This is a genomic window from Streptomyces sp. NPDC093598, from assembly GCF_044764825.1.
Classification (GTDB): Bacteria; Actinomycetota; Actinomycetes; order Streptomycetales; family Streptomycetaceae; genus Streptomyces.
The window spans coordinates 646,534-667,192 of record NZ_JBIWIV010000002.1; the positions used below are offsets into that span (position 1 = coordinate 646,534).

The 20,659-nt window shown below is 73.2% G+C and carries 18 protein-coding genes; 5 read left to right on the plus strand and 13 right to left on the minus strand.

Annotated features, from left to right (window positions below; translation table 11 throughout):
- Window positions 1–36 precede the first annotated feature (36 nt).
- Window positions 37–2,088, plus strand: coding sequence for a phosphocholine-specific phospholipase C (locus tag ACIRDU_RS08930; RefSeq protein ID WP_403576244.1), 2,052 nt, complete (start codon window positions 37–39; stop codon window positions 2,086–2,088).
- Here the strand turns inward: ACIRDU_RS08930 and ACIRDU_RS08935 are convergent.
- Both ACIRDU_RS08935 and ACIRDU_RS08940 read right to left on the minus strand, forming a co-directional pair.
- Complete coding sequence (locus ACIRDU_RS08935; protein ID WP_403576246.1) at window positions 2,078–3,031, minus strand: hypothetical protein; 954 nt, start codon at window positions 3,029–3,031, stop codon at window positions 2,078–2,080. The two genes, ACIRDU_RS08930 and ACIRDU_RS08935, sit on opposite strands and share 11 nt — an antisense overlap.
- The gene (locus ACIRDU_RS08940; protein ID WP_403576248.1) at window positions 3,028–3,828 is read right to left on the minus strand and encodes a phosphatase PAP2 family protein; all 801 of its coding nucleotides are present in this window, start codon (window positions 3,826–3,828) and stop codon (window positions 3,028–3,030) included. Before ACIRDU_RS08940 ends, ACIRDU_RS08935 begins: the two co-directional genes overlap by 4 nt.
- A 168-nt stretch (window positions 3,829–3,996) precedes the next feature.
- Here ACIRDU_RS08940 and ACIRDU_RS08945 point away from each other — a divergent pair, with 168 nt between their 5' ends.
- Window positions 3,997–4,605 carry a TetR/AcrR family transcriptional regulator gene (locus ACIRDU_RS08945; RefSeq protein WP_403576250.1) on the plus strand — a complete coding sequence of 203 codons (609 nt, stop codon included), beginning with the start codon at window positions 3,997–3,999 and terminating at the stop codon, window positions 4,603–4,605.
- Between the two features lie 153 nt (window positions 4,606–4,758).
- Here the strand turns inward: ACIRDU_RS08945 and ACIRDU_RS08950 are convergent, their stop codons facing one another.
- Complete coding sequence (locus ACIRDU_RS08950) at window positions 4,759–6,057, minus strand: DUF2510 domain-containing protein (RefSeq protein ID WP_403576252.1); 1,299 nt, start codon at window positions 6,055–6,057, stop codon at window positions 4,759–4,761.
- 409 nt (window positions 6,058–6,466) lie between these two features.
- On the opposite strand from ACIRDU_RS08950, the gene ACIRDU_RS08955 reads away from it, so the two are divergent.
- Window positions 6,467–9,151, plus strand: coding sequence for an ATP-binding protein (locus ACIRDU_RS08955; protein WP_403576254.1), 2,685 nt, complete (start codon window positions 6,467–6,469; stop codon window positions 9,149–9,151).
- 1 nt (window position 9,152) lies between these two features.
- Here ACIRDU_RS08955 and ACIRDU_RS08960 read toward each other — a convergent pair whose 3' ends face one another.
- From ACIRDU_RS08960 to ACIRDU_RS08995, 8 genes are all read right to left on the minus strand, one after another.
- Window positions 9,153–9,944, minus strand: coding sequence for an SDR family NAD(P)-dependent oxidoreductase (locus tag ACIRDU_RS08960; protein WP_403576256.1), 792 nt, complete (start codon window positions 9,942–9,944; stop codon window positions 9,153–9,155).
- A gap of 78 nt (window positions 9,945–10,022) precedes the next feature.
- Window positions 10,023–11,141 (minus strand): 3-oxoadipate enol-lactonase, encoded by a 1,119-nt coding sequence (gene pcaD / locus ACIRDU_RS08965; RefSeq protein ID WP_403576258.1) that lies wholly within the window; start codon window positions 11,139–11,141, stop codon window positions 10,023–10,025.
- Complete coding sequence (pcaB, locus tag ACIRDU_RS08970) at window positions 11,138–12,433, minus strand: 3-carboxy-cis,cis-muconate cycloisomerase (RefSeq protein ID WP_403576260.1); 1,296 nt, start codon at window positions 12,431–12,433, stop codon at window positions 11,138–11,140. Before pcaB ends, pcaD begins: the two co-directional genes overlap by 4 nt.
- Window positions 12,430–13,035: a protocatechuate 3,4-dioxygenase subunit alpha gene (gene pcaG, locus ACIRDU_RS08975; RefSeq protein ID WP_403576262.1), complete on the minus strand. Its 606-nt coding sequence runs from the start codon at window positions 13,033–13,035 to the stop codon at window positions 12,430–12,432. The genes pcaB and pcaG overlap by 4 nt, the downstream gene beginning before the upstream one ends.
- A 6-nt stretch (window positions 13,036–13,041) precedes the next feature.
- On the minus strand, window positions 13,042–13,815 hold the full coding sequence (pcaH, locus tag ACIRDU_RS08980; RefSeq protein WP_403576264.1) for a protocatechuate 3,4-dioxygenase subunit beta: 774 nt from the start codon (window positions 13,813–13,815) through the stop codon (window positions 13,042–13,044).
- 17 nt (window positions 13,816–13,832) lie between these two features.
- Complete coding sequence (locus ACIRDU_RS08985) at window positions 13,833–15,035, minus strand: thiolase family protein (RefSeq protein ID WP_403576266.1); 1,203 nt, start codon at window positions 15,033–15,035, stop codon at window positions 13,833–13,835.
- Window positions 15,032–15,676, minus strand: coding sequence for a CoA transferase subunit B (locus ACIRDU_RS08990; RefSeq protein WP_403576268.1), 645 nt, complete (start codon window positions 15,674–15,676; stop codon window positions 15,032–15,034). Before ACIRDU_RS08990 ends, ACIRDU_RS08985 begins: the two co-directional genes overlap by 4 nt.
- Window positions 15,676–16,431 carry a CoA transferase subunit A gene (locus ACIRDU_RS08995; RefSeq protein ID WP_403576270.1) on the minus strand — a complete coding sequence of 252 codons (756 nt, stop codon included), beginning with the start codon at window positions 16,429–16,431 and terminating at the stop codon, window positions 15,676–15,678. Before ACIRDU_RS08995 ends, ACIRDU_RS08990 begins: the two co-directional genes overlap by 1 nt.
- Before the next feature lie 206 nt (window positions 16,432–16,637).
- Between ACIRDU_RS08995 and ACIRDU_RS09000 the strand changes: the two genes are divergently transcribed.
- Window positions 16,638–17,102: a MarR family winged helix-turn-helix transcriptional regulator gene (locus ACIRDU_RS09000; protein ID WP_403576272.1), complete on the plus strand. Its 465-nt coding sequence runs from the start codon at window positions 16,638–16,640 to the stop codon at window positions 17,100–17,102.
- A gap of 38 nt (window positions 17,103–17,140) precedes the next feature.
- Here the strand turns inward: ACIRDU_RS09000 and ACIRDU_RS09005 are convergent, their stop codons facing one another.
- On the minus strand, window positions 17,141–18,118 hold the full coding sequence (locus tag ACIRDU_RS09005; protein ID WP_403576274.1) for a DUF3048 domain-containing protein: 978 nt from the start codon (window positions 18,116–18,118) through the stop codon (window positions 17,141–17,143).
- A gap of 216 nt (window positions 18,119–18,334) precedes the next feature.
- Here ACIRDU_RS09005 and ACIRDU_RS09010 point away from each other — a divergent pair, with 216 nt between their 5' ends.
- Entirely contained in the window at window positions 18,335–19,525 is a 1,191-nt protein-coding gene (locus tag ACIRDU_RS09010; protein ID WP_403576276.1) for a zinc-dependent alcohol dehydrogenase, read from the plus strand.
- 8 nt (window positions 19,526–19,533) lie between these two features.
- Here the strand turns inward: ACIRDU_RS09010 and ACIRDU_RS09015 are convergent, their stop codons facing one another.
- Window positions 19,534–20,598: an ATP-dependent DNA ligase gene (locus ACIRDU_RS09015; RefSeq protein ID WP_403576278.1), complete on the minus strand. Its 1,065-nt coding sequence runs from the start codon at window positions 20,596–20,598 to the stop codon at window positions 19,534–19,536.
- Window positions 20,599–20,659 lie beyond the last annotated feature (61 nt).

The following is a 20,659-nucleotide window of genomic DNA, read 5'->3' on the forward strand; positions in this document are numbered from 1 at the left end:
GCCATCCCGCACCTCAGGATGAGAGGTCTGTCCTTCATGTCCGAAGTCAACCGGCGCCGCTTTCTCCAACTGGCGGGTGCCACCACGGCCTTCAGCGCGCTGTCGGCCAGTATCCAGCGCGCCGCCGCCCTTCCGGCGAACCACCGCACCGGGTCGATCGAGGACGTCGAGCACATCGTCGTCCTCATGCAGGAGAACCGTTCCTTCGACCACTACTTCGGCACCCTGAGAGGCGTCCGCGGCTTCGGCGACCCGCGTCCGGTCGCCCTCGACAACGGCAAGCCGATCTGGCACCAGGAGAAGGACGGCAAGGAGATCCTGCCGTTCCATCCCGACGCCGACGACCTCGGCATGCAGTTCCTCGAGGGCCTGCCGCACTCCTGGCCCGACGGCCAGCAGGCCTACAACGGCGGCAAGTACGACCGGTGGGTGCCCGCCAAGGGCACCACGACCATGGCGTACCTGACCCGCGAGGACATCCCGTTCCACTACGCCCTCGCCGACTCCTTCACCGTCTGCGACGCCTACCACTGCTCGTTCATCGGTTCCACCGACCCCAACCGCTACTACATGTGGTCGGGGTACACCGGCAACGACGGCAGCGGCGGCGGCCCGGTCCTGGACAACGCCGAGCTCGGCTACGGCTGGACGACCTACCCCGAGCGCCTGGAGCAGGCCGGCATCTCCTGGAAGATCTACCAGGACATCGGCGACGGCCTCGACGCCCAGGGCTCCTGGGGCTGGATCGAGGACGCCTACCGCGGCAACTACGGCGACAACTCACTGCTCTACTTCGACAAGTACCGGGGCGCCGAGCCGGGCGACCCCTGGTACGACAAGGCCCGTACCGGTACGAACGCCAAGGCCGGAGAGGGCTACTTCGACCTGCTGCGTGCCGACGTCAAGTCCGGCAAGCTGCCGCAGATCTCCTGGATCGCCGCCCCCGAGGCCTTCTCCGAGCACTCCAACTGGCCGTCGAACTACGGCGCCTGGTACATCGCGCAGGTCCTGGACGCCCTCACCGCCAACCCGGAGGTCTGGTCGAAGACCGCCCTGTTCATCACCTACGACGAGAACGACGGCTTCTTCGACCACGTGGTGCCGCCGCTGCCGCCGAAGGACGCCTCCCGCGGCCTGTCCACCGTCGACGTCTCCCTGGACCTCTTCCCGGGCGACGGCAAGAAGACGGCCGGCCCGTACGGACTCGGCCCCCGGGTGCCGATGCTGGTCGTCTCGCCGTGGAGCAAGGGCGGCTACGTCTGCTCCGAGACCCTCGACCACACCTCGATCCTGCGGTTCATGGAACGCCGCTTCGGCGTGCGCGAGACCAACATCTCGCCCTGGCGCCGTGCCGTCTGCGGTGATCTGACGGCCGCGTTCGACTTCTCCCGCAAGGACACGCGCCCGGTCCCGCTGCCCGGCACCGACGATTACGAGCCGCAGGACCGCGAGCGGCACCCCGACTACAAGCCCACCCCGCCCGCCGACCCGCGCATGCCCCGCCAGGAACGCGGTCTGCGCCGCACCCGGCCGCTGAAGTACGCCCCGCACGTGGACGCCTCCGTCGACGCCGCTGCCGGGAAGCTCACCCTCACCTTCGCCACCGGCGCGAAGGCGGGCGGAGCCTTCCACGTCACCTCCGGCAACCGCACCGACGGCCCCTGGATGTACACCACCGAGGCCGGCAAGACGCTCTCCGACACCTGGAACGCGGCGTACTCCGGGGGCGCCTACGACCTGACCGTGCACGGCCCGAACGGCTTCGTGCGCGTCTTCAAGGGCTCGAACAGGGCGGCCGGCTGCGAGGTCACCGCACGCCACACCGGTGACGACATCGAGCTGACCTTCACCAACAACGGCTCCGGCACGGCCCGTCTGAAGCTCGCGAGCGGCTACGGCGGCCGGTCCTCGACCGTCACCGTCCGCCCGGGCGCGACGGTGTGCCGGACCGTGGACCTCGCTGCCGGCCGCCGCTGGTACGACCTGACCGTCACCGCCGAGGGCGACAAGGCGTTCCTGAGGCGGTTCGCGGGGCACGTCGAGAACGGGCGGCCGGGGGTGAGCGACCCGGCGATCATCACCGCGTAGCCGGAGTGAGGTGCCCCGGATCGTGCGGCCAGGGCCGGGGCATCAGCGCCGGTTCGGCCGCGGCCGAACCGGGTTCCAGCGCCAGGACGGCGGCCACCGGGTGGTCGTCGTCCACGGGTGCGGCCGCCGGTGCCGCCCGGCTGAGCAGCACCACGCCCCAGGACGCGAGGCCCGCCCCGGCGAGCGCGAGCAGCACGCCCGCCGGGCCGCCCTGGAGGCGTTCGCCCAGCAGCGACAGGCCGATCACCGCGGCGGCCAGCGGGTTGGCCAGGGTCACCATTGCCAGGGGACCGCCCAGACCGCCCCGGTACGCCGTCTGCGACAGCAGCAGCCCGCCGGCCGCGAAGGCCGCCACGAGCAGTGCCACCCCGACCACCTGGACACTCAGCACCGGTCCGGTCCGGTCCGTCGCGGACACGGTGACGGTCTGTGTGAGGGCGGAGGCGACCCCGGAAGCGAGACCTGACGCGGTCGCGTGCCGCAGCCCGGGACGGGCGCCCGGCCGGGACAGCACTCCGATGAGAGCCGCGGTGGCGCCCGCCACCGCCAGCGCCTCAGGGACACTCAGTACATCGTCCGGCGCCGGACCGGACGCAGTGACCAGGATCGCGCCCAGCCCCAGCAGGGTCAGCGCGGTGCCCTTCCACTCGGTCCCGCTCACCCGTCGTCCCGCCATCCGCGCCCCCATCGGCACCGCCGCGACCAGGGTGAGCGCGCCGAGCGGCTGGACGACGGTCAGCGGACCGTACCGGAGGGCGACGACGTGCAGCAGCGCGGCCGACGCGTTCAGGCCGACCGACCCCCACCAGGCGCCGCTGCCGAGCAGCCGCAGTGTGCCCGCACCGGGGGAGCGGGCGGCGAGCCGTTCCTGTGCGACCGCCGCTGCCGCGTAGGCGACGGCGGAGACGAGGGACAGGGCGACGGCGATCAGGACGGCGCTCATCGGCCCGCTCCCACGAGTGCCTGCTCGTCCCGCTGAGCCGGTACGAGGCTGCCCTGGGCCCGGCCGGCGGTGGTCGTCGTGCGGTGGGGCGGATGGATGATCGTCAGCGCGGGGCCCAGCAGGGCCGCCGCCACGATCGCGTCGAGCCAGTAGTGGTTCGCGGTGCCGACGATCACCAGCAGTGTCAGCAGCGGATGCGCGAGCCAGAGCCAACGCCATCGCGAGCGGGTCGCGCCGATCAGGCCGATGGCCACCATCAGCGCCCAGCCGAAATGCAGCGAGGGCATCGCCGCGAACTGGTTCGACAGGGAGTCGGTCGCGGGATCGCCGTACACCGACGGCCCGTACACCCGAGCCGTGTCCACCAGACCGGTCGCCGCCAGCATGCGCGGCGGGGCCAGCGGGAACAGCAGATGCAGCACCAGCGCGGCGGCGGTGACCGCGGCCAGGACCCGGCGGGCCCAGACGTAGTGGGCCGGGTGGCGCAGACAGAGCCAGACCAGGAAGGCGGCGGTGGCCGGGAAGTGAACGCTCGCGTAGTAGGTGTTCGCGACGTTCACCACGCCGTCGCCGTGCAGCAGCAGGGACTGCACCGCCCCCTCGCCGGGCAGATGGACCGCTCGCTCGAAGTCCCACACGCGGTGCGCGTTGTGGAAGGCCTCGCCGGTGTGGCCCGCCAGCTGCCGGCCGAACTTGTAGACGAGGAAGAGCCCTGCGACGAGCAGGAGCTCCCGGACGAGCGGCGGTCGCGCTATCGCGTCGGACCCCGCCGGCGCAGGCTCGGTGCGGGCATTCATCCCCCGGCCCCTTCGGTGACGGTGGCGCTGTTATCGGTACGAGAGCGTACCGATACGCCAGTGTACCGATACGCTCGCGTACCGGTACACTGGCGTATCGATAGACGTACGACACACCGCCGACCGGGAGATTTTCCGGCCGCCCGAGGAAAGCCAGGAGCACCGCCCATGACGTCGCAGGCCGCGGACCGGCCCGAGCCGGTCGGTGTCACGCGCCGCTCCAAGATCACGCCCGAGCGTGAGCAGGAGTTCTACGACGCCGTGCTGGAGCAACTGGGCGAGTGCGGCTACGACTCCGTCACCATGGAGGGCGTCGCCGCCAGCACCCGGTGCAGCAAGTCCACGCTCTACCGCCAGTGGAAGACCAAGCCCCAGCTGGTGGCGGCGGCGCTGCGCTCCCACCGGCGGACGCGCTGCATCGACACCGGCTCGCTCGCCGAGGACCTGCGGGAGGCGGCCCGGGCCGCCGGCGAGTTGTCGGGCCGCGACACCAAGCTGCTCCAGGCGCTCGCCCACGCCGCCGGCCAGGACCCGGAGTTGCAGCGCGCGTTGCGCGAGGCGCTGGTCGAGCCGGAGATCGCCGCGCTGAAGGAGATCATCCGGCGTGGGGTCGAACGTGGAGAGGTGCCCGCCGATCATCCGGCGCTGGAGTACGTCCCGGCGCAGCTGCTCGGCGTCCTGCGGGTGCGGCCCGTCCTGGAGGGCGAATGGGCCGACCCCGACTACCTGGTCCGATTCGTGGAGGCCGCCGTGCTGCCGGCACTGGGCCTGACCTGAGACCCGGGCCGCCGTCCGCCGGATGACCGGGCGGTGACCCGACCGCGCCGACCCGTGGGGACGGGGGCGGCGCGCACCCCCCGGCCGGGTGGGGTTCCCCTGTGAGCGGCAGGGGCGCCCCACCCGGCCGACCGGGGTCGGGGGTGCCGGGCGTCAGACGTCCTGGCCGTTGCCGCTGCCCGTCGACACCTTGATGCCCTGGGTGAGCTCGTCGAGCACGGTCTCCTTCTGGTCCGCGTCCACGCCGAACCGTACGACGACCATCTGCTTCGCGTTCGCGGGCGAGGGGAACGCGAGCGACTCCACGATGCCGTCGGCGCCCTTGCTCGTGACGGCCTTCCAGCGGACCAGGTAGCCCTTCTGCCCGGCCACGGTCACGGCCTTGGAGTCCAGCACGTCGTGGGAGGTGATCCCGCCGTAGGACTTGCCGCCGTAGGACTCCTCGGCGTTCGCCGCGATGTCCGCCTTCGCGATCTCCTCGGCCGTGTCGCCCTTGGTGCCGAGGGCCAGGGCCGGTGCCGAGTAGGCGCCGCCCTTCGTGCAGGTCGAGGAGGTGTCGCCGGGGCACTTGTAGGAGTCGTCGGACGTCACCTGCGCGCCGACGTCGGCCTGCCGGCCGTACCAGCCCTTCGGAATCGGCAGACTGATCCCGTTGACCGCGTCGGTCACCGAGCCGCTCCTGATCTTCGGCGGCTCGGACTGCTCGGGCCGCGGACTCTGCCCACCGGAGCCGCCGTCGCCGCCCGACCCGCCGGAGTCCCCGGATCCGCCCGACCCTCCTGACCCGCCCGGGCCGCCGAACGGCCCACCCTGGCCCCCGGGGGCGCCCGGCCCGCCGGGCCCCTGCGAGGTGGGCGAACCGCCCCCGCCGCCGTTGTCCGTCAGCGCGTACACGCCCACGCCGATGCAGGTCAGGACGACCACGGCCGCGGCGACGGCGGCACCTATCCGCAACCGCCGCCCCCGGCCGTCCGGAGGCGCGGCGGGATAGGCGGGGTAGGCGGCATACCCGGCAGCCCCCGGATACGCACCGCCGCTCGGCTGCCCGCCGACTCCCGGCTGCCCGGCAGCACCCGCATACCCGACGGCTCCGAAGCCCCAGGCGCCCGCGGGCTGCCCGGCGGCTCCCGGGTCCCTGGCGTCGGCGGGCTGCCCGGCACCGCTCGGCTGTCCGGCGGCTCCCGGGCCGCTGGCGTCGGCGGGCTGCCCGGTTCCCTGTGCCTCGGCGGCAGTCGGTGCCCCGACGTCAGTCGGTCCAGCCCCGGGGGGCGTCTGATCCGCCGGGGCGGGCCCGGCGGACGCCGGACCTGTCGGGGGACCCCAGGTCGCGGGCGGCTGCGCCGGGCGGATGCGGTCCGTCCAGGCCTTGCCGTCCCACCAGCGCTCGGTGGCGGGCCCGTCACTTGTCTGTCCGGGGTCGGCGTACCACCCGGAAGGAGTCTCCTGCGTCATGCCCCCACCGTATGAGGCGTCGGTGAAAGAGGCATGAGAGGAGTCGGAACCGGCTGTTCCAGGAGCAGCCGCGTCGGCTGCCGAGCCGCCCGTGGCGGAAGCCGCCGCCCGTCCCGGCCCGGAGGCACCGGCCCCAGCACACTGAGATGCCGGGCCCCCGTGCCCACCGGCCCCGCGACCGGCGCCCGGCGACAGCGTCGTGTGTTCGCGCCCGCTGAATGAGCGTCACCTCCCGTGGCCCTGACCGCTGTTGACCCGAAGACGGCTGGTGACGGGCCCGGTGCGTCGCCCGGCCGCACCCGGTGTCACCCGTCACGGCAAGAGGTGCCCCGACCGCCCTGCACTCAGGCGATCGGACGGCTACGCTCGACGTCTGTACGTCGTTCGGGCGACTTGGGGAGGTAGCGGGATGACGGAGGTACGGCCCACGGCCGCCGCCTCGGCTTCCCTGTGGGAGCGCGACGAGGAGGTCACCGCCGTCACGCGGGCGGTCGACAGCCTGTGCGCGGACCGCTCCTCGTCCGGCGGGCTGCTGGTCTTCCGCGGCGAGGCCGGACTCGGCAAGACCGCGCTGCTGGCCGAAACCCGCCGCATCGCCGAGGCCCGCGGCTGCACGGTCTGGTCGGCACGCGGCGGCGAGACCCTCAGGTCGGTCCCCTTCAACGTGGTACGGCAGTTGCTGCAACCGGCGCTCGTGTCGATGCTGCCGGAGGAGGCCCGCGAGTACCTCGGCGACTGGTACGACATCGCCGGCCCCGCCCTCGGCATAGCGGACCCCGGGGACCGGCAGGCCGACCCGCAGGGCGTGTGCGACGGCCTGGTCGCGGCCGTGCGCCGGCTCGCCCGGCGGGACTGGCCGCTGGTGCTGCTGATCGACGACGCCCACTGGGCGGATCAGGAGACCCTGCACTGGCTCGCGGGGCTCGCCGAACGCCTCGACGAGATGTCCGTCCTGGTCGTCGTCACCCACCGCCAGGAGGAGGTCTCCGGCGCGAGCGCCCGCCACCTCGACACCGTCGCCGCCGCCGCGGACGGCCCCGTCACCACCCTGAGCGCCCTCACCCCGGACGCGACGGCCGGGCTCACCCGCGCCACCCTGGGCCGGCACGCCGACGCCGCGTTCTGCCGCGAGGTCTGGGCCGTCACCGCCGGCAACCCCTACGAGACCGTCGAACTCCTCGCCAAGGTGCGGGACAGCGAGCTCGAACCGGTCGAGGCCCGGGCCGGCGAACTGCGCGAACTGAACCGCTCGGCCCGCGGCGGCGGCCTCGTCGCCCGGCTGGAGGAACTCGGCATCGACGCCACCAGGTTCGCCTGGGCCGCCGCCATCCTCGGCACCGGCATCTCCACCGGTCTGGTCGCCAAGCTCGCCACCCTGCGGCCCGACGACGCCCGCCGCTGCGCCGAACTGCTGGGCGCCGCCCGCATCCTCACCGCGCCCGACCCCGCGACCGGCCGCAGCGCCGACGGCGACCTGGAGTTCGTCCACCCGCTGATCGCCACCGCCGTCTACAACTCCATACCCGACGCCCTGCGCACCGCCATGCACGGCATCGCCGCCCGGATCGTCACCGACGAGGGGCACGGCGCCGCAGCCGCCGCCCGCCACCTCCTCGAAGTCCACCCCGACGACGACGAGGAACTCGTCGGGCAGCTGCGCGAGGCCGCCCGCGAACACCTCGCCGTCGGCGCCCCCGACGCGGCCCGCCGCTGTCTGGAGCGGGCCCTCGAGGAGCCGCCCCGGCCCGAGTCGCATCCGCATGTGCTCTACGAACTGGCCGGGGCGACCTTCCTGACCGCGCCCGCCCGCACCATCGGCCATCTGCGGGCCGCGCTCGCCATGCCCGGTCTCGACGGCGACCAGCGGGTCGACGCCGTCTTCCGGCTCTCCCAGGCGCTGCTCCACAACGACCAGCTGGAGGAGGCCGTCCGCACCGTCGAGGCGGAGGCCGCCCGGCTCGAGCCGGGCCCGGCCCGGATGCGGTTGCAGGCCGTGCACTTCATGTGGGAGGGCCTGCATGCCGGCGAGGCCACCTCACCAGGCCGCTCCCAGCGGCTCGCCGACCTCGCGAGCACCTGCACCGGCCGGGACAACTCCGAACGCGCCCTGCTCATCCTGCGCGGCTTCGACGCCCTGATGCACGGCGAGAACGCCGAGGAGGTCGCCGAGCTGTGCGACCGCGCCCTCGTCAACGGCCGCCTGGCCCCCGGACTCGGCTGGACCGACACCGAGTGGGGCATCGAACTGCTGCTGATGCTGGCCAACGCGTACGCCTTCACCGACCGCCTAGACCGGGCCGAGACCCTCTACAACGAAGCGCTGCGCGCCTACGAGACGGCCGGCTGGAGCGGCGGCCACCTCGCCCTGGCCCACGCCTACGTGGGGATCGGCCACCGCAGGCGGGGCCGGCTGAAGGAGGCGGAGGCGTCCCTGCGCGAGTCGCTGCGCCTCGCCGAGCGCGTCGGCCGCGGCCTGCCCCTGTACTGGTCCGCGACCTGCAGTCTCGTCGACACCCTGCTCGCCCGCGGCCGAGTCGAGCAGGCCTGGGACGTCGCCGAGCGCCACGGCTTCGCCCCGCCCTACCCGTCCACCATCGTCCTGCCCGATCCGCGCTCGGTGCGCGGCCGGCTGCTGCTGGCCGTCGGCCGCACCAAGGACGGGATCAACGAACTGGAGGCCGCCGAGAAGGCGGCGGCAGCGCGCGGCCACCACAATCCCGTGCTCGTCCCCTGGGCGGCCGACCTCGCCCGCGCCCTCAGCACCGAGGACCCGGACCGGGCCGCCCGGCTCGCCGTCGACGTCCGCCGCCGGGCCGAGCGCTTCGGCACGGACACGGCGATAGGAGAAGCCCTGCGCTGCGCCGCCGGCCTGGAGACCGGCCAGCGCGCGGTCCGGCTACTCGCCCAGGCCGTCACGTACCTGGAGGCCTCGCCCTGCCAGTACGAGCACGCGGCGGCCCGCATCGAGTACGGCATCGCCGCCCGCTCGGCGGCCGACCTGCACCGCGGTCTGGACCTGGCGGTCTCGTGCGGGGCCGACGGACTGACGCAACGGGCGCGGGCAGCGCTCACGAGCGGTGTCGGGCCGGCGTAGCTCAGGCGCGGAGCAACTGGTCGGTCACCGCCGCGAGGCGTCTGCGCACCTCGGGGTCGTACGCCGCCTCGTCCGCCCGCGCGGGACGGAGGCCGTCGAAGTAGCGGCCCGTGCCCAGGTCCCGGGTGGCCGGCGCGATCACGCCCGGTGCGCCGTCGGCGACCGTGTGCCGGGGCGTGAACCCGCCCTCACGGACCATCGCCGTGTCCATGTGGGTCGCGGGGTGCAGCACGTTCACCGCGACGCCGCTGCCGTGGAGTTCCTCGGCGAGGGTGAAGGTGTGGGCGGCCAGCGCGAACTTGCTGCGGCAGTACGCGGACAGGCCGCTGTAGCGGCGGGTGAGCTCCGGGTCGGCGAAGTCGAGCGGTTCCTGTCCGGCCGAGCCGACGTTGACGATCCGGGCCGGCGCGTTGGCGCGCAGCACCGGCAGCAGGGCGCGGGTCAGCGCGACCGGCGCCAGGTAGTTGACCGCCAGCCGCAGCTCGTGTCCGTCGGCGCTCAGCTCACGCCCGGAGCCGGGCGGCCCCGCGCCCACGCCCGCGTTGTTGATCAGCACGTCCAGCTCGGGATGCGCGTCACCGACGTGCGCCGCCAGCTGCCGCACCTGTGCCAGCGAGGCGAGATCGGCGACGAACCCCTCGGCGTCACCCTCGGCCAGCAGCTCCTCGGCGAGCGCCCGCGTCCGGTCCTCGTCCCGGCCGTGGGCGAGGACGGTGTGCCCGGCGCGGACCAGCTCGAAGGCGACGTGGCGGCCGAGCCCCGACGTGGCGCCGGTGAGCAGGATCGTGGACATGCGTCCACCGTAGGCACGCCGGGAAGGCGGGTGCGAGACCTGGCCGGGCCTACGACCGGCAGGGTCACCCTCCGGCTGTCATGGGGTGCCGTCCTCTTCCGCCAGCACCCGCTGGGCCGTCGCGAACGCGGAGTTCGCCGCCGGCACCCCGCAGTACACCGCCGTCTGGAGCAGTACCGCGCCGATCTCCTCCGGGGTGAGCCCGTTGCGGCGGGCGGCGCGGACGTGCATGGCCAGCTCGTCGTAGTGGCCGTGCGCGACCAGCGCGGTGAGGGTGATCATGCTGCGCTCGCGGCGCGACAGGGTCGGGTCGGTCCAGATCTCGCCCCAGGCGTAGCGCGAGATGAAGTCCTGGAAGCGGGCGGTGAAGGGGGTCTGCCGGAGCTGCGCCCGGTCGACGTGCGTGTCGCCGAGCACCTCGCGCCGTACCGCCATGCCCCGGGGGGCTCCCTGGCCGAAGTGAGCGCGCAGGGCGGTCAGCACCGCCTCCGGGCATTGCGCGGGCGCCAGGTGCGAGGCGCCCGGCAGCTCCACGAGCGTCGCGCCCGGCACGGCGTCGGCGATCTCCCGCAGATGCGGGGGCGGGGTCGCGGGGTCCTCGCGGCCGGCGACCAGCAGGGTCGGCACGGTGACGCCGTCCAGCCGGTCCCGCAGATCGAACGCGGCGAGCGCGTCGCAGCAGGCGGCGTACGCGTCCGGGTCGGCGTCCCGGTGGTCCTGGACCAGGCGCGGCACGCTGAAGCCGCCGGCGAACCAGCGCGCGTCGGCGCTGTCCGCCAGCCCGGCCAGCCCCTCCCCGCGGACCAGCGCGGCCCGCTCCTCCCACGGCTTGGAACCGTTGAAGTGAGCCGACGAGCAGATCACGGCGAGGGACGACAGCCGCTCCGGGTGGTGCACCGCGAGATGCAGTCCCACGGCCCCGCCCAGCGACACACCCGCGTACGCGAACCGGTCGATGCCGAGCGAGTCGGCGAGCGCCAGCACCAACACGGCCAGGTCACCGACGGTCGCGCCCTCGTCGATGAGACCGGCCGCCGAGCCGCCGTGCCCCGGCAGGTCCCAGCGCACCACCCGATGGGTGAGGGACAGCTCGGGCGCCACCTCGTCCCACAGGGCGTACGACGTGCCCAGTGAGGGGCCGAGCAGCAGCGGGGGAGCGGAAACGGGCCCTTCGGCGTGGTGGTTCAGGAGTGTCAACGTCGCTCCAGAGCACGGTCGGTGAGGGTCCCGGCGGACCCCGTGTAGTGGGTGGGATCGAGGTCGGCGTCCGCCAGCTCCGGTGCTTCGGCGAGCGGTTGCCCCTCGGCGGCCAGCCGGGTGAGGAGTTCCTTGGCACGGGCACGGCCCAGCACCGGGGCCAGCTCGGCGGACAGCCGCTCGGAGACGATCAACCCGTGCGTGAGATCGAGGTGTTCGCGCATGGCCTCGGGCCTGACCCGCACTCCCTCCGCCAGTTCGGCGGCGTCCCGGGCGGCCCCGCCGACCAGCCGCAGCAGATCCCGCAGCGGCTCCCACTCGGCGTGCCAGGCCCCGGCCGGACGTTCGTCCTGTGCGGCCATCGCCCCGTACAGCGTGGCCGCGAGCTGGGGGGCCCGCCGCGCGGCGGAGGCGATCAGGGTGGACCGTACGGGGTTGGACTTGTGCGGCATGGCGGACGAACCCCCGCCACCGCCCTCCACGACCTCGGCGATCTCGGTGCGCGACAGGGTGAGGACGTCCGCGGCGAGCTTGCCGAGCGCGCCCGCCGTGAAGGCCAGACACCCGGCGAGATCGGCGACGGGCGTGCGCAGGGTGTGCCAGGGCAGGTCGGGCGCACGGAGGCCGAGTTCCCGGGCGTACGCCTCCGGCAGCCCGGCCGGATCGCTCGCGCCGTACGCCCCGAACGCCGCCAGCGTCCCCGCCGCACCGCCGAGTTGGGCGGGCAGCGACTCCCGTACCGCCTGCACCCGGTCGCGCGCGTCCAGCACCAGCCACCGCCACCCGGCCGCCTTCAGCCCGAACGTGGTCGGCACGGCGTGCTGGGTGAGGGTCCGCCCCGGCATCGCGGTGTCACGGTGCGCGGTGGCCAGCCGGGACAGGGCCTGCTCGGTACGGCCGAGGTCGGCGAGGACCGGGTCGAGGGTCCGCGAGGCGACCAGCATCGTCGCCGTGTCCATGATGTCCTGGCTGGTCGCGCCCCGGTGGACGTAGGGGCCGTACGCCTCGCCGACGGCCTTCGTCAGATCCGCGACCAGGGGGATGACGGGGTTGCCGCCCGCGCGGGCGCGGTCGGCGAGGGACCGTACGTCGAAGGCACCGGCGCCGGCCGCCTCGGTCACCGCCGTCGCCGCCCCGGCCGGGGCGAGCCCCGTCGCGGCCTGGGCGCGGGTCAGCGCGGCCTCCGCGTCGAGCAGCGCCCGCAGATATGCCTCGTCACTGGTGGCGGCCGCGGCCGCCGAGCCGGCCCACCCGGGGGCGAGCAGACCGGTGTCGCCGGGGTGAGCTGTCACTGGAACTCCAGGAAGACCGTTTCGCCTTCGCCCTGAAGGCGGATGTCGAAACGGTACGTGCCGTCCCCCTCCTCCGCGGCGATCAGCGTGTCGCGGCGGGCGTCCTCGAGCCCGGACAGCAGCGGATCGGCGGCGAGCACCGCCCCGTCGCCGGGCAGGTAGATCCTGGTGTACAGGTGCACGAGCAGCCCGCGCGCGAAGACGCACACGCTGATGTACGGGGCGTTCCGCCCCCGGGCGCCGGGCCGCAGCGTCCTTGCGTACCAGTGGCCGTTCGCGTCGGTCTGGATGCGTCCCCAGCCGGTGAACTCCACGCCGTTGCGTCCGAGGAAGCCGCCCGAGGCCGGGTCGCGCCGCATCGAGCCGTCGGCCGCCGGCAGGTTGCCGGCGGGGTCCGGGCCCCACAACTCGATCAGGGCGTCCGGCAGCGGCTTGCCCTCGCCGTCGGTCACGTGGCCGTGCACGGTGACCGTGTCCGGGTGCCCGAGGGGCGCGATGTCCTCGCCGCCGCGGAACGGCAGGGCGTGGCCGTAGAACGGGCCGACGGTGTGCGACGGGGTGGGCAGCACACTGTCCGGCCGACTGGGGTCGATCTTCGTCATGGCTGGTCAGCGCCCTTCTTCGATCCAGGTGGCCTGCGGGCCGTCCAGCACGATGTCCCAGTGGTAGCCCATCGAGAACTCCGGCACCGACAGACTGTGGTCGTACGTCGCGATCAGCCGCTGCCGGGCCGCGTCGTCCGTCACGGACTGGATGATCGGGTCGTAGGGGAACAACGGGTCGCTCGGGAAGTACATCTGTGTCACGAGCCGCTGGGTGAACGCCGTGCCGAAGAGTGAGAAGTGGATGTGCGCCGGCCGCCAGGCGTTGACGTGCTGGCGCCACGGGTACGGGCCCGGCTGGACGGTGGTGAAGCGGTAGTGGCCGTCGTCGTCGGTGAGCGTGCGGCCCACACCGGTGAAGTTGGGGTCCAGCGGGGCGTCGTGCTGCTCGCGCTGGTGCGCGTAGCGGCCCGCCGAGTTGGCCTGCCAGATCTCCACGAGCTGGCCGCGCACCGGGCGGCCGTCGCGGTCCAGGAGCCGTCCGGAGACGGTGATGCGCTCACCGATGGGTTCGCCGTCGTGCTGCCGGGTGAGGTCGTTGTCGATCTCGGTGATGTCCCGCTCCCCGAAGGCGGGGGAGGACAGCTCCACCAGCTCCGGGTCCTTGCTGACGTCGATGGTGACCGGCGGCTGCTTGGGGTGCCGGAGCACCGAGGACCGGTACGGCGCGTAGTCACGTCGCGGCTGGTGCTCGACGGGGCCGCCGTCGGCGAGCCGCTTCTCGTACGCGGCGCGCTTGGCCGCGATCTCCTGGTCGATGTCGTGCTGAGTGAGAGTCATGATGATCCTGCGTCTCGTCAACGTTCGAGGACAAGGGCGAGGCCCTGGCCCACCCCGATACAGAGCGTCGCGACCCCGACGCCACCGCCGCGCCGGGCCAGTTGATGGGCCACCGTCCCGGCCAGCCGGGCCCCGGACGCACCCAGCGGATGGCCCAGGGCGATCGCGCCGCCCTGCGGATTGAGGATCGCGGGGTCGAACTCCGGCCACTCGGCCACACACCCCAGCACCTGCGCGGCGAACGCCTCGTTCAGCTCCAGCACGGACAGGTCGCCGAAGTCCCTGCCCGCCTTGGCCAGCGCCCGGTTCACCGCCTCGACCGGGGCGAGCCCGAAGTAGTGCGGGTCGGTTGCGGAGACACCCGTGGCACGGACGCGGGCGAGCGGCTCGCGGCCCGTCGCCCTCAACCCCTCGTCGTCGACGAGCAGCAGCGCCGCCGCACCGTCGTTCAACGGGGACGCGTTGCCCGCCGTCACCGTGCCCCCCTCCGCGCGGAACGACGGTTTCAGCTTGGCCATCGCCGCGAGGGAGGCATCCGGCCGGACGCACTCGTCGGCGGCGAAGAGCACCGGCTCGCCCCTGCGCTGCGGAATCGCCACGGACGCCAGCTCACCGTCGAACAGGCCCTCGGCCCGGGCCCGCGCAGCCTTCTCGTGGCTGCGCAGGGCGAACTCGTCCTGCTGCTCCCGGCCGATCTTGTGCTGGTCCGCGATGAGTTCGGCGGACTCGCCCAGCGGGATCGTCCACTGCGGTTCCATGCGCGGGTTGACCATCCGCCAGCCGAGTGTCGTCGAGTACAGCTCGGTGTGCCCGGCCGGGAAGGGCTTGTCGCTCTTCGGCAGCACGTAGGGCGCCCGGGTCATGGACTCCACACCACCGGCCAGCGCGATGGACGCGTCGCCGAGCGCGATGGCCCGGGCCGCCTGGATCACGGCCTCCAGGCCGGACGCGCACAGCCGGTTGACCGTCACGCCCGGCACGGAAGTGGGCAGACCCGCGAGCAGCGCGGCCATCCGGCCCACGTTGCGGTTCTCCTCGCCGGCCCCGTTCGCGTTGCCGAGGTACACGTCCTCGATCCGCGCCGGGTCCAACTCCGGTGTGCGGGCGAGTAGTTCGCGCACGGCATGCGCGGCGAGGTCGTCCGGGCGCACGCTCGCCAGCCCTCCGTTGTAGCGGCCGATCGGTGTGCGGACCGCGTCGACGATGTAGACGTCCTTCACTTCAGGCCCTCCGGCACGGTCAGTTCGGCGCCGGTCCTGGCGACGATCTCCCCGGCGGTCACACCCGGCGCCGTCTCGACCAGGGCGAGCCCGTCCTCGGTGACGTCGAGGACGCCGAGGTCGGTGATGATCCGGTTCACACACCCCTTGCCGGTCAGCGGCAGGGCGCACTCGGTGAGGATCTTCGGTGAGCCGTCCTTGGCGGTGTGCGTCATGACGACCACGACCGTACGGGCGCCGTGCACCAGGTCCATCGCCCCACCGATGCCGGTGATCAGCTTGCCGGGGACGGCCCAGTTGGCCAGGTCGCCCCGCTCGGACACCTGCATGGCACCGAGCACGGCCACGTCGATGTGCCCGCCCCGGATCATCGAGAAGGACAGCGCCGAGTCGAAGAAGGAGGCGCCCGGCAGGACCGTCACCGTCTCCTTCCCGGCGTTGATCAGATCCGGGTCGACGGCGTCCTCGGTGGGGTAGGGGCCGGTGCCCAGGATGCCGTTCTCCGACTCGAGGACGACCTCGACGCCCTCGGGGAGGTGGTTCGGGATGAGCGTGGGCAGGCCGATGCCGAGATTGACGTACTGCCCGTCCCTCAGCTCCCTGGCCGCCCGTGCGGCCATCTCCTCGCGCGTCCAGGCCATCAGGACCTCACCGTCCGCTGCTCGATCTTCTTGTCGGCCGCCTGCTCCGGGGTGAGGGCGAGCACGCGTTGCACGAAGATGCCCGGCAGGTGCACCGCGTCCGGGTCGATCTCGCCGGGCTCCACCAGCTCCTCCACCTCGGCGATCGTGACCCGCCCGGCCATGGCGGCCAGCGGATTGAAGTTGCGGGAGGACTTGTTGAAGACCAGGTTGCCGTGCCGGTCGCCGCGCGCGGCCCGGACCAGCGCGAAGTCGGTGCGGATGCCCCGCTCCAGCACGTACTCGGTGCCGTCGAACTCCCGGACCTCCTTCGGCGGTGAGGCGAGTGCGACCCCGCCCTCGCCGTCGTAGCGCCAGGGCAGCCCGCCGTCGGCGACCTGCGTGCCCACGCCGGCCGGGGTGAAGAAGGCGGGGATCCCGGCGCCGCCGGCCCGCAGCCGCTCGGCCAGCGTGCCCTGCGGGATCAGCTCGACCTCCAGCTCCCCGGCCAGGTACTGCCGGGCGAACTCCTTGTTGGCACCGATGTAGGAGCCCGTGACCCGGGCGATCCGGCCGGCGGCGAGCAGGACCGCCAGGCCCGACTCCATCGCCCCGCAGTTGTTGGAGACCACCGACAGCCCGGCCACGCCGCGCTCGTACAGCGCCTCGATCAGCACGTTCGGCACACCGCTCAGCCCGAAACCGCCCACCGCGAGCGACGCGCCGTCCGGCACGTCGGCCACCGCCTCCAGGGCCGTGGCGACCACCTTGTCCATCCGAGAAGCCCCATCTCTTCCGAGCGACCCGACCAGATTAATCAGGGCACTGAGTATTTCTGCGAGCTGTCCCTCACGCTGCCATCAGGACCGAGAGGCGTCAAGACCTCGGCATGCAGGCCTATCGACCTCTGTACCGGGCGCAGACAACACTCAGCCGCTTGAGTATTGTTCAGTGCACCGACGAAAACTAGCGAGGGGTGCACATGGCGGCCGCGGACCTCACCACCCACCCCGGGCACCTGGCCCGGCGACTCCAGCAGGCGCACTACCTGCTGTGGAACACGATGGTCTCCGAGGAGATCACCTCGCCCCAGTTCGCCGTCCTCAACACCCTCGTCGCCGAGCCCGGCCTGGACCAGCGCACGGTGGGGGAGCGGGTGGGGCTCGACCGGTCCACCATCGCCGAGGTGATCAGCCGGCTCAGCAGGCGGGGCCTGCTCGACAAGGTCCGCGACCCGCAGGACGGCCGCCGCTCCCTGCTGCGTCTCACGGACGAGGGGACGCGCACGCATCGCAGGCTGACCGTGCGCACCGCGCGGATGAACCAGGTGTTCCTCGCGCCGCTGACCGCCGACGAGCGGACGGTGTTCTTCGACCTCATCCGGCGGGTCGCGGACGCGGCCGAGGGGCTCCGCCATCCCGAGGAGCCCCTGGTGGCGCCCCGCTGACGGACGCGGCGTAGCGCCGCCGCCCCCGGGCGGGCCGGTCAGGGGGCCTCGGCGAACACCACCCACACCTGGCCCTCCGCGAAGTTCACCGGTGCGCCGTCGCCGGTGGTGAAAGAGGTGCCGTCCGCGGCCTTCTCCCGCTCCCAGTTCACGTCCCAGGCCCGCCCGTCGCGCAGCACCGTCGCCTTTCCGGAGCCGACCGTCTCGGTGTACGGCGTGTTGTTGCCGAGGAAGTCCCGGTACGCGGACTCGCGCACCTTGACGTACTGCACCACGACCGTCGCGGCCGCCATCCGCTCGCCGTCGGCCGTCGTCGCGGGCGTGCCGTCCATGCCGACCAGCCAGCGGTCGCGGGAGTCCGACCAGGTGAAGGTGAAACGGGCCGCTGGGTAACGCACCGTCTCGGAGTCCGTCGCCGTACCGCCCGCGGGTGCCGAGCCGTAGCGGAAGCCGGTGGTCAGTGCGGCCTCCCCCGGGGTCTCGGGCACGATTCGCTCGGGCCGCAGGTAGAGGTTGTGCGGGGCGGGCCTGCCGGAGCCGCGGAAGTAGGCGTCGGCGGCGCTGCCCGGTGTCTCCGCCCGCAGCGGCGCCTTGTCGATCAGGGGCAGGAGCTTCCGCTGCGCGCCGGAGAAGGCGAGCGTGGGCCGGTCGAACTGGCGCAGCAGCTCCAGATCCGACTCGCGTGCGCTGCGCACCGGTCCGACGCTCTCCGGCAGCCGGGTCGCGTACACCGCCATCAGCCGGCTCAGCCCGCCCTCGACCTGTTCGGCGTACACCACGTCCGCGGCGTCGACGCCCGTGTGCGGACGGGCCGCGGCGGCGTTGTCGATCTTGACGACGAGGGCCGAGGGGCCGGTCGCCGAGGGGGACACTCCCTGCTTCGACTGCGTCGGCGCCCGTCCGTCGTCGCCCGTTCCGCCCCCGCTCGTGCAGCCCGCGGCCAGGGCGGCCGTCACCGCGGCGGCCAGCAGCGCCACCGTCGTCGTGGTGCGCTGTCCGCGCGTCCCTCGTCCCATGCCCACCGTCGCCACCGCGCCTCATGTTCATCGATGTGTCTTGATTGTGCGCTTATCTGAACATCGATGGCCATAGTCGATCGTTCCTGGTTGGGAAGTGTCTTCGCCGCGTCCGTCGATCGGCTCAAGGGCCGGCTGCGGTTCAGTGCGGGGCGTCCGGGTACCCGGGCCTCGCCGTACGACCGACGCGCACGCTGACGGAGGGAGCGCGAGGCGATGAGGGCAGTGACCTGGCAGGGCAAGCGGGACGTGCGGGTGGAGAACGTGCCGGATCCGGCGATCCAGGAGCCGACGGACGCGGTCATCCGCATCACCTCCACCGGGCTGTGCGGGTCCGACCTGCACCTGTACGAAGTGCTCACCCCGTTCATGACCCCGGGCGACATCCTCGGCCACGAGCCGATGGGCATCGTCGAAGAGGTCGGGGCCGGCGTGCCGGACCTCCAGGTGGGGGACCGGGTCGTGGTGCCGTTCCAGATCGCCTGCGGCAACTGCTGGATGTGCCTCACCGGCCTGCCCACCCAGTGCGAGACCACCCAGGTGCAGGGCGAGGGCATGGGCGCCGCCCTGTTCGGCTACACCCGCCTGTACGGCGCGGTGCCCGGCGCCCAGGCCGAGTACCTGCGCGTGCCCCAGGCCCAGTTCGGCCCGATCAAGGTCCCCGAGGGCCCGGCCGACGACCGTTTCGTCTACCTCTCCGACGTCCTGCCCACCGCCTGGCAGGCGGTCGCCTACGCCGGCGTCCCGCAGGGCGGCAGCGTCGCCGTGCTCGGTCTCGGCCCCATCGGCGACATGGCCTGCCGCGTCGCCCAGGTACAGGGCGCCGGCCGGGTCTTCGGCGTGGACCTGGTCCCGGACCGGCTGCGCCGGGCGAAGGCACGCGGCGTGGAGACCTTCGACCTGAGGTCCTTCGACGACGAGAAGGAACTGGTCGAAGCGATCCGCGACCAGACCGACGGGCGTGGCCCCGACGCCGTGATCGACGCCGTCGGCACCGAGGCCCACGGCAGTGCGGCCGCGCGCTTGGTGCAGAACGCCGCGGCGATCCTGCCCCGCAAGCTGGGCGGCCCCATCGCCGAGCGCTTCAGCGTCGACCGCCTCGCCGCGCTCTACACCGCCATCGACCTGGTGCGCCGCGGCGGCACCATCTCACTGTCCGGTGTCTACGGCGGCATGGCGGACCCGCTGCCGCTGCTCACCCTGTTCGACAAGCAGATCCAGATGCGTATGGGCCAGGCCAACGTCCGCCGCTGGACCGACGACATCCTCCCGTACCTGACCGATGAGGACCCCCTCGGCGTGGACGACTTCGCCACCCACCGGGTGCCGCTGTCGGAGGCCCCGCACGCCTACGAGATGTTCCAGCGCAAGCAGGACGGCGCGGTCAAGGTCCTGATGCAGCCCTGAATCGGGTTCTAGGCGCCGAGGATCTCCGCCAGGTCGTAGCGGACCGGCTCCTCCAGCTGGGCGTACGTGCAGCTCTCGGGGGCCCGGTCCGGCCGCCAGCGGCGGAAACGGGCAGTGTGCCGGAAGCGCTGCCCGTTCTCCATGTGGTCGTACGCCACCTCGGCCACCCGGTCCGGCCGCAGCGGCACCCACGACAGGTCCTTGCGGCCCGACCAGCGGCTCGGCGCCCCCGGCAACCGGGCCTTCTCGTGCGCGGCCTCCTCGGACCAGGCCGCCCACGGATGCCCCGTCACGTCGTCCAGGCGCAGCGGCTCCAGCTCCGCCACCAGCTCGGCGCGCCGCTTCATCGTGAAGGCGGCGGAGACCCCCACGTGCTGGAGGGTGCCCCGGTCGTCGTACAGGCCGAGCAGCAGCGAACCCACCACGGGGCCGCTCTTGTGCAGGCGGTACCCGGCGACCACGACATCCGCCGTCCGCTCGTGCTTGATCTTGAACATGGCGCGTTCGTCCGGCCGGTAGCGCACCGTCAGCGGCTTGGCGATGACCCCGTCGAGACCGGCCCCCTCGTACTCCTCGAACCACTGCCGCGCCACCGCGATGTCGGTGGTCGCCGGCGCCAGGTGCACCGGCGCCCGTACCCCGGACAGCTCCCCGAGCAGCCGCTCCCGCCGCTCGGCCAGCGGGACGTCCATCAGCGACTCGTCGCCCAGCGCCAGCACGTCGAACACGACGAGCGACGCCGGTGTCCGCTCGGCCAGCATCCGCACCCGCGAGTCCGCCGGATGGATCCGCTCCGTCAGCGCGTCGAAGTCCAGATGCCCCTCCCGCGCGATCACGATCTCCCCGTCCACCACACACCGCTCCGGCAACCGCTCCCGCACAGCCGTCACGAGCTCGGGAAAGTACCTGGTCAGAGGCTTCCCGGTGCGGCTGCCCAGCTCGACCTCGGCCCCGTCGCGAAACACGATGGCCCGGAACCCGTCCCACTTCGCCTCGTACTGCATGCCCACGGGGATCGCCGCCACCGACTTGGCGAGCATCGGCAGGACAGGGGGCATCACGGGCAGATCCATGGCTCGATTCTGCGCCGATATGCCGCCGTGTGCCCGATGTGCGAGGCGTGTGGGCTCCGCC

Coding starts and splice junctions, on each gene's coding strand:
- ACIRDU_RS08960 (WP_403576256.1), bottom strand. CDS start 9,944: ATGTCCACGATCCTGCTCACCGGCGCCACGTCGGGGCTCGGCCGCCAC.
- ACIRDU_RS08990 (WP_403576268.1), bottom strand. CDS start 15,676: ATGGCCTGGACGCGCGAGGAGATGGCCGCACGGGCGGCCAGGGAGCTG.
- ACIRDU_RS09005 (WP_403576274.1), bottom strand. CDS start 18,118: ATGGGACGAGGGACGCGCGGACAGCGCACCACGACGACGGTGGCGCTG.
- ACIRDU_RS09010 (WP_403576276.1), top strand. CDS start 18,335: ATGAGGGCAGTGACCTGGCAGGGCAAGCGGGACGTGCGGGTGGAGAAC.
- ACIRDU_RS08955 (WP_403576254.1), top strand. CDS start 6,467: ATGACGGAGGTACGGCCCACGGCCGCCGCCTCGGCTTCCCTGTGGGAG.
- ACIRDU_RS08950 (WP_403576252.1), bottom strand. CDS start 6,057: ATGACGCAGGAGACTCCTTCCGGGTGGTACGCCGACCCCGGACAGACA.
- ACIRDU_RS08935 (WP_403576246.1), bottom strand. CDS start 3,031: ATGAGCGCCGTCCTGATCGCCGTCGCCCTGTCCCTCGTCTCCGCCGTC.
- pcaH (WP_403576264.1), bottom strand. CDS start 13,815: ATGACTCTCACTCAGCACGACATCGACCAGGAGATCGCGGCCAAGCGC.
- ACIRDU_RS08940 (WP_403576248.1), bottom strand. CDS start 3,828: ATGAATGCCCGCACCGAGCCTGCGCCGGCGGGGTCCGACGCGATAGCG.
- ACIRDU_RS08995 (WP_403576270.1), bottom strand. CDS start 16,431: ATGGACAAGGTGGTCGCCACGGCCCTGGAGGCGGTGGCCGACGTGCCG.
- ACIRDU_RS09015 (WP_403576278.1), bottom strand. CDS start 20,598: ATGGATCTGCCCGTGATGCCCCCTGTCCTGCCGATGCTCGCCAAGTCG.
- ACIRDU_RS08930 (WP_403576244.1), top strand. CDS start 37: ATGTCCGAAGTCAACCGGCGCCGCTTTCTCCAACTGGCGGGTGCCACC.
- ACIRDU_RS08945 (WP_403576250.1), top strand. CDS start 3,997: ATGACGTCGCAGGCCGCGGACCGGCCCGAGCCGGTCGGTGTCACGCGC.
- ACIRDU_RS09000 (WP_403576272.1), top strand. CDS start 16,638: ATGGCGGCCGCGGACCTCACCACCCACCCCGGGCACCTGGCCCGGCGA.
- pcaG (WP_403576262.1), bottom strand. CDS start 13,035: ATGACGAAGATCGACCCCAGTCGGCCGGACAGTGTGCTGCCCACCCCG.